The 6,771-nt window shown below is 35.0% G+C and carries 8 protein-coding genes and 2 pseudogenes; 5 read left to right on the top strand and 5 right to left on the bottom strand.

Features of this window, described 5'->3' with window-relative positions; translation table 11 throughout:
• A pseudogene (locus AC1DTM_RS15615) lies at positions 1-158 on the top strand (TetR/AcrR family transcriptional regulator); the annotation flags it as partial.
• Positions 159-368: 210 nt separating this feature from the next.
• Positions 369-3,146, top strand: coding sequence for a YhgE/Pip family protein (locus AC1DTM_RS15610; RefSeq protein WP_477000452.1), 2,778 nt, complete (start codon positions 369-371; stop codon positions 3,144-3,146).
• A gap of 53 nt (positions 3,147-3,199) precedes the next feature.
• Here AC1DTM_RS15610 and AC1DTM_RS15605 read toward each other — a convergent pair whose 3' ends face one another.
• Positions 3,200-3,862: a class I SAM-dependent methyltransferase gene (locus tag AC1DTM_RS15605; protein WP_002158968.1), complete on the bottom strand. Its 663-nt coding sequence runs from the start codon at positions 3,860-3,862 to the stop codon at positions 3,200-3,202.
• A gap of 173 nt (positions 3,863-4,035) precedes the next feature.
• Between AC1DTM_RS15605 and AC1DTM_RS15600 the strand changes: the two genes are divergently transcribed.
• Together AC1DTM_RS15600 and AC1DTM_RS15595 are read left to right on the top strand one after the other, a co-directional pair.
• Complete coding sequence (locus AC1DTM_RS15600) at positions 4,036-4,239, top strand: hypothetical protein (RefSeq protein ID WP_002201454.1); 204 nt, start codon at positions 4,036-4,038, stop codon at positions 4,237-4,239.
• A gap of 16 nt (positions 4,240-4,255) precedes the next feature.
• Complete coding sequence (locus AC1DTM_RS15595) at positions 4,256-4,537, top strand: DUF2087 domain-containing protein (RefSeq protein ID WP_016104115.1); 282 nt, start codon at positions 4,256-4,258, stop codon at positions 4,535-4,537.
• 50 nt (positions 4,538-4,587) lie between these two features.
• On the opposite strand, the gene AC1DTM_RS15590 is transcribed toward AC1DTM_RS15595, so the two are convergent.
• Positions 4,588-4,941 (bottom strand): PH domain-containing protein, encoded by a 354-nt coding sequence (locus AC1DTM_RS15590; RefSeq protein WP_002201452.1) that lies wholly within the window; start codon positions 4,939-4,941, stop codon positions 4,588-4,590.
• 150 nt (positions 4,942-5,091) lie between these two features.
• On the opposite strand from AC1DTM_RS15590, the gene AC1DTM_RS15585 reads away from it, so the two are divergent.
• Entirely contained in the window at positions 5,092-5,601 is a 510-nt protein-coding gene (locus AC1DTM_RS15585; RefSeq protein ID WP_016104116.1) for a GNAT family N-acetyltransferase, read from the top strand.
• Here the strand turns inward: AC1DTM_RS15585 and AC1DTM_RS15580 are convergent.
• From AC1DTM_RS15580 to AC1DTM_RS15570, 3 genes and pseudogenes are all read right to left on the bottom strand, one after another.
• Positions 5,576-5,761: pseudogene (locus AC1DTM_RS15580) on the bottom strand (PH domain-containing protein); the annotation flags it as partial. The gene AC1DTM_RS15585 and the pseudogene AC1DTM_RS15580 overlap by 26 nt on opposite strands.
• 93 nt (positions 5,762-5,854) lie before the next feature.
• The gene (locus AC1DTM_RS15575) at positions 5,855-6,355 is read right to left on the bottom strand and encodes a DinB family protein (RefSeq protein ID WP_016104117.1); all 501 of its coding nucleotides are present in this window, start codon (positions 6,353-6,355) and stop codon (positions 5,855-5,857) included.
• Between the two features lie 91 nt (positions 6,356-6,446).
• On the bottom strand, positions 6,447-6,771 hold a 325-nt coding region (locus AC1DTM_RS15570), incomplete at its 5' end, for a WYL domain-containing protein (protein ID WP_477000451.1).

Raw genomic sequence — 6,771 nt, 5'->3', positions numbered from 1 at the left:
GTGAGATTAGCAAATGTGATCCAGAAATTACAGCGTTTATTATGCTTCGCCTATACGTATCGCTTATTTTTGATTGGGAAAAAAATCATGAACCGTTAGAAAAAGAAAAGATATCGGAATTATTCGAACTTTATTTACTAAAAGGATTGTCAAATTAAGATAATCCTTTTAATATTATAAAAAAATGACTAATTGACCAAATTGGTCATTTATATGAGAAGGGTGGTTAAATAGTATAATCAAGTAGTTGAAAATATGCATAGTATAAATTCGGGGATAAGGCATATGTATGAACAGATATAGCCTTTTTATTTGGTTAAAAATGACTAAATAGACATTTTGGTCATTTTTGAAAAGGGGGATAAATTATGAAATGGCATAAGTTGCTTAGTAAAGAATTTGCAGAGATTATAAAAAGTAAAAAAATATTAATCCCAATCATTGCGGTTTTATTTGTACCGATTTTATATGCGGGTATGTTTTTATGGGCCTTTTGGGATCCGTATGAGCAGCTAGATGACTTGCCAGTTGCGGTAGTCAATTTAGATAAAGGTGCAGAACTTGATGGGAAACCAATTGAGGTCGGGAAAGGGCTCGTTGATAACTTAAAAGATAATAAAAGTTTTAAATGGGAATTTGTAAGTGAAAAAGAAGCGAAAGAGGGAATGGAAGGCAGAAAGTATTACATGTTAGTACGTATTCCAGATGACTTCTCAAGTAACGCTACAACGTTATTACAAGACGATCCGAAACCATTAAACTTAGAATATATTCCAAATGAAAGTTTAAACTTCTTATCTTCACAAATTGGCGGAACAGCAATTGAAAAAATTAAAGGTGAAGTATCAAGCACGTTAACGAAAACATATGCAGAGAAAATGTTTGATTCCATTAAAGACGTATCAAAAGGATTAGCAGATGGAGCGGACGGAGCAAATAAGTTACATGATGGAGCTAGTGAGTTGCATGATGGATCAAGTAAAGTGACGGATGGACTCCATACACTTCAAGGGAAATCTGGGGAGATGAAAGATGGAGCTCAGAAATTAGCAGATGGATCTAATAAATTGCAAGATGGGTCCGGAAAAGTAACAGATGGTTTAAATACATTAAATAGCAAAACGGGTGAAATACAAACTGGTATAGGGAAATTACAAGATGGGTCTGGAAAAGTAACAGATGGTTTAAATACGTTAAATGGAAAAACGGGTATAGGGAAATTACAAGATGGATCTGGAAAAGTAACAGATGGTTTAAATACGTTAAATGGAAAAACGGGTGAAATGCAAAAAGGAATTGGCGAATTGCGAAGTGGGTCTGAGAAAGTAACTAAAGGTTTGAACACATTAGTAAGTAAAACAGGTGAATTAAAAACAGGAACAATTGAACTATCAAATGGGATGGAAAAACTTGTTGGGGGGCAAATTCAATTAGAGAAAGGGTCTCAAGAGATTCAAAAGGGTTTACAGGAGTTAAATAGTAAAATGCAAAATTCTGTTGCAGGCCTAGAGGAGGCGCAGTCGAAAGGTCCTTCTATATTAAATAAAGTAAACCAGAAAATAAATGGAGCTGAAGAAAACGTAAATCAGTTAAATGAAATTACCCAATCAACAGCAGGGGATGCAAAAACTGCAGCACAAGATGTAGCGAATTTACAAAAGCAAATTGAAAGTTTACCGAAAGAATATCAAGAGCAGTTACAGCCATTTATAACAAATGCGGTAAAAAGTACGGCGACAGTTCAACAGAAAGCTGCCGGAGTAGCAGGCGGAACGAGCAAATTAAATGAAGAAGTAAAACAATTAAAAGGTGAAATCAGTGAAAAGACAAGTGGAATGCAAAGCAAAATGCCGAATCCAGAAGAGGTGGGAAATTTAGCGAGTGGTATTAAGAAATTAACGAATGCGCAAAACGAATTTGTAAGTAAGTTTCATGGATTAGGTGAAGGATTAGGTAATGCAAAAGCAGGTGCTGATAGATTGAAAGACGGATCAGGTCAATTAATTGATGGAGAAAATCAATTATTAGATGGATCTGGAAAGGTAACAGAAGGATTAGGTGCATTATCTGTAGGAGCAAACCAAATGGCAGGTGGAATCACTCAATTAGCGGATGGCTCAAGTCAAGTAACAGGTGGTTTAGGCACAGTATCTGTAGCAGTAAACCAATTAGAAGACGGTTCAAGCCAAGTAACAGGCGGTTTGGGTACATTATCAGTAGGAGCAAGCCAAATGACAGGTGGAATAACGCAATTAGCAGATGGCTCGGGTAAAGTAACAACTGGCTTAGGTACTCTAAATGGTGGTCTAAATAACATGGCAACTGGCTCAACCCAGCTAATCGACGGAGTAAATAAACTAACAGACGGCTCAGGAAAAGTGACAGACGGACTCGTAAAAGTAAATGATGGGTCAGGTGAACTTGCTGAGAAACTTGGTGAAGGTGCAGAAAAGACAGGAGAAGTAAAAGGAACGGATAAAACGTATGATATGTTTGCAAGCCCAGTAAAAGTGAAGGTGGAGAAAATAGCGGAAGTTCCAAACTACGGAACAGGATTTACACCGTACTTCTTATCACTCGGTTTATTCGTTGGGGCATTACTATTATCTATCGTATACCCATTACGCGATACAGTCGGCGTTCCGAAATCAGGATTCAGCTGGTTTATTAGTAAGTTTGGTGTTTTATTATCAGTCGGTATTATTCAAGCAATAGTAGCAGATGTCATATTACTATTCGGATTAGGTGTAGAAGTGCAAAGCATCCCATACTTCATACTCTTTAGCATTATTACAAGTTTAGCATGCATCGCATTAATTCAATGTTTAGTAACAGCATTCGGTGATGCGGGCCGTTTCATTGCGATCTTAACATTAATTATGCAGCTTACAACTAGTGCTGGAACATTCCCGCTAGAGTTGATTCCGAAGTACTTACAACCCTTTAATGCTTGGCTACCGATGACATACTCTGTATCAGGGTTTAAAGCAGTCGTATCAAGCGGTGATTTTAACTTCATGTGGCAAAATATAGGGATACTCATGATCTTTATCGTTGTATTATCACTTGGAACAATCGCTTCATTAACTTGGATGCACAAACGAAAATTTAGAAATATTGCTGAAAATCAATCACTTGAAGCGTAAATAAAAAAGCACCGAAATGGTGCTTTTTTATTTATCTTATTTTAATTAGAGGATTATCCTCCATACTTTTGCTGTAGTTCTTTATTTTTAGTGAGCACATTTTCAAATTTTTCTTCATGTCCTTTTGGGAAGAGGACGCCTAAACCGTACGAATGTGAAAATTCTAGGTGAGGGTATTGTGCTTTTAAAGTATCCCATAACAAATGTACACCAAACCCATTTTCGAAGACGGCTATATCATGAAATAAAATAATACCGTTCTTTTTAAGTTTTGGTAACCATGTAACATAATCGTGTGAGACCGCCTCAAACGTATGAAACCCATCGATATGTAATAAATCGATGCTTTCATCTTCAAATTGATTTAAAGCATCATCAAATGTAGAACGAATCGTTTTTCCGATTCCTGGATAACACGTGTCCAGCACATTTGTTACGGTTTCGAATACATTTTCTCCATAGTAACCACCGTGTGGATCTCCTTGCCAAGTATCAATTGCAGTACATTGTGTCGGGAGTTGTTCATCTTTAACAGCCTGACAAAAACTGTAGAAGGAAGATCCATAATATGTTCCTAATTCTACTAGTGTATTAGGTTTGAAAAATGTAACGAGATCGTAAGCAAACTTGTTATGCCCAGCCCATGGCGAAGAAGTTCTAACAGATGGAACGACTTGATCTACTTCAAACAAAGGATCATAATAAATCCACCGCATTCATATTCCCCCTTGACTTGTAATTCATCCATGTAAATATATGTGAAAGATCATTGGATAGAACATATCACTTTTATTTAAAAATTCCTGTAGACCTACCTAAAGGAGAGGGGAATATTAAAAAAGGGATTACAAAGATTTGAATAGAATCATATACAGAAAGAGGAGGAGCTATGAGAAAAAAATTCAACTATTATTTCATACTATATCCATGCGTCTATTTCCTCGTTTTCACCATATCACCGATTTTGTTTCGCAAAGAAGAACATACTAGCGTAAAAGATACGTTAGCATTTCTTGGATTCTACTATTTCCTTATAAGCGTAGGGTATGCACTGGACCTTTTCGGTGAAAAAGACAAGGAAAAGGATAAATAATAAGGAGGAAAATAAAATGACCGAAAGTGAAATGAAATTTAGAGATACGATCATTCGTAACTTTTTCGATAAAGAGGACCGCTTAAAATCGATTCCAGGTCAAAAGAAGAAAAAACTAGTATTGTTAGAGCATTTAGTTAGCAAGTTAAATGCTGAAAAACAATATACAGAAAAAGAAATTAATACATTCATAAAACAATATCATGATGATTTTTGTACGATTAGACGCGAGTTTATCGTGCACGGATTTATGGATCGAGAGGATAATATGTACCGAATAAATGGGAGAGAGGTTTGAACGAAGTGGGAGGAATTAAAATAATGAATCAACGGGGGGGATTCCACTGATTATGAGTCCGCGCTAGTCGTGCATTTTCTTTGTAGTAAGTCTATGAACTCTTCAATATTTGAACTTGTAATGTATCCCAACGTTATATATTCATCTTCATAGTAAAATATTATTTTTTTATCAAAGATTCTTCTCTTCGTTTCTATAGATAGAATTTTTTCATACTCAAATTCGGCAATCAATGTATTTTTATATTGGCCCAAAAAGAGAAGTCTTCTGTTAGTAGCAAATAACATGCCTGGATACGGGACTTTATGCGTATTAATATAGTCAGTAAGTGAACATTTTAAAGTAGAGACAATAACTTCGCCTTTATGTAATAGTTGTTTTGCAGCTGTTAAAATTGGATTCATTGTATACATTCCTTTTATATAGATGTAAGAATATTATATCAAAAGTGAAAAGATTCTCAATATGTAATGTTGCATATTGAGAGTTTTGGAGATTCCTTAGTTTGATAGCTTCAGCATTATTCTTTTAAGAAAAAGGTAAGAGGTGATTTTGTGATACGATTAGCAAAAGAGGTTGATGCGGAATCAATTATGGCTATTAGAAAAGAAATTATATTATCGGAAACTACTACAAAGTTTTTTATAGTATCTCCAAATAAAGTACCAAATGATATTGATTTAGAAAGAGAAAAAATACGGAAAAGTAAGGGAAAAGGTAATCTTTACATAGTTTATGAAGTAGATAATAAGGTGGTTGGCTTTTTACTTTTCAATCGATATGAACTAGAACGCTTACGACATGCAGGTACAATGGGAATGGGGATTAGAGAGGCGTACTGTAATCAAGGCATTGGTACGAAGCTAATTGAATTTCTTATTAGCTGGGCTAAAGGGCAGAAAGGTTTAGAGAAAATTTGCTTAGGTGTAGTTTCTATTAATGATAGGGCAATTCAAGTGTACAAACGTATTGGTTTTGTAGAAGAAGGAAGACAAAGAAAGCAAATTAAATATGAAGATGGATCATATGGAGACGATGTATTGATGGGTTTTTATATTGGCTAAAAAAGAGAAACCTTCTATTAGTAGCAAGTAACATGCCCGGATAAGGGACGTTTTGCGTAATCATATAGCCAGTAAGTGAACACTTTGAAGTAGATATAATAACTTCGTCGTTCTGTAATAGTTGTTTTGCACCTGTTAAGATTGGATTCATTGTATACATTTCTTTCGTTTGGATGTATGAATGTTGTATCGAAATTGAAAAGGCTCCCAATATTGCATATTGGGAGTCTCTTTTTAGTAGAAGTGTTTACACTTAGCAAACCTTAAGCTCTAGCCGATCTTTCTGACGAAGATGGTGTGCAAAATGCATAGAAATGAGCTGGAACCACTCTGCCGCATTTAAGTAACCAAGTCCAGGGTGCTCTACTTTACAATCATTAGGAATAGAAGTAAGTGTTGGCTCAATGTCTTTAACAACTGTAATTAATTCCAGAAAACGTTCTTGTACTTCTTCTTTGTTAGTTGGATTTTCGGGTGCATATCCCGGATGATCTGGCACTTTTATTTGTATGTCAGGAAAAGCCCCCATTATATATACTTTTTCACCCATATCCGTTTTTTTGTTAGTTACAGAGGGCATTTCAGTTCTACATTTTGCGATTGCATCTAACTGCATATATGTAGCCGAAAGTAAATGATTATACATTTGACCAAGAGACCATTCTTCTGTAGAAGGTTTCGTTCTAAATTGTTCGAGAGAGTATTTTTCTAATTCCTCTATGTAATACGTTGCTAAATCCTCAAATTTGTTCATATTGTTATCCCCTTTTTAAGAAAATGTATTTGTTAATACCTACAATAAAGGAGGGCTACTGACAACATTATGTCAGTAGTAAAATAAAAAATTAAAGTTTTAACATTTTTTTTACTTCATCATATATTTTCTCAGAAAGAATTTTTGGCTCTAGTACTTGCACTTGGCTACCCCAGCTTAATATCCATTGAAAGACTTCATCTATATTTCTTGATTTCAAAAAGACATGAAAACCATTATCCTGATGCTCGTATGAATCTATAAAAAAGTATCGTGATTCAATAATTTTATGTGCAATATGGGATGGAAATAATAAATGAATCGTAACAGTACGATTGTTTTCAGGTTGATAGTCTTGTAAAGAAAAGTCCTTCGGTTTTGTAAAGAATTCTTGTTCTTGCTGTAATGTATCCATA

It is taken from the genome of Bacillus sp. P4_D3 (assembly GCF_056401855.1).
This window is presented reverse-complemented; position numbering and strand designations above follow the sequence as displayed.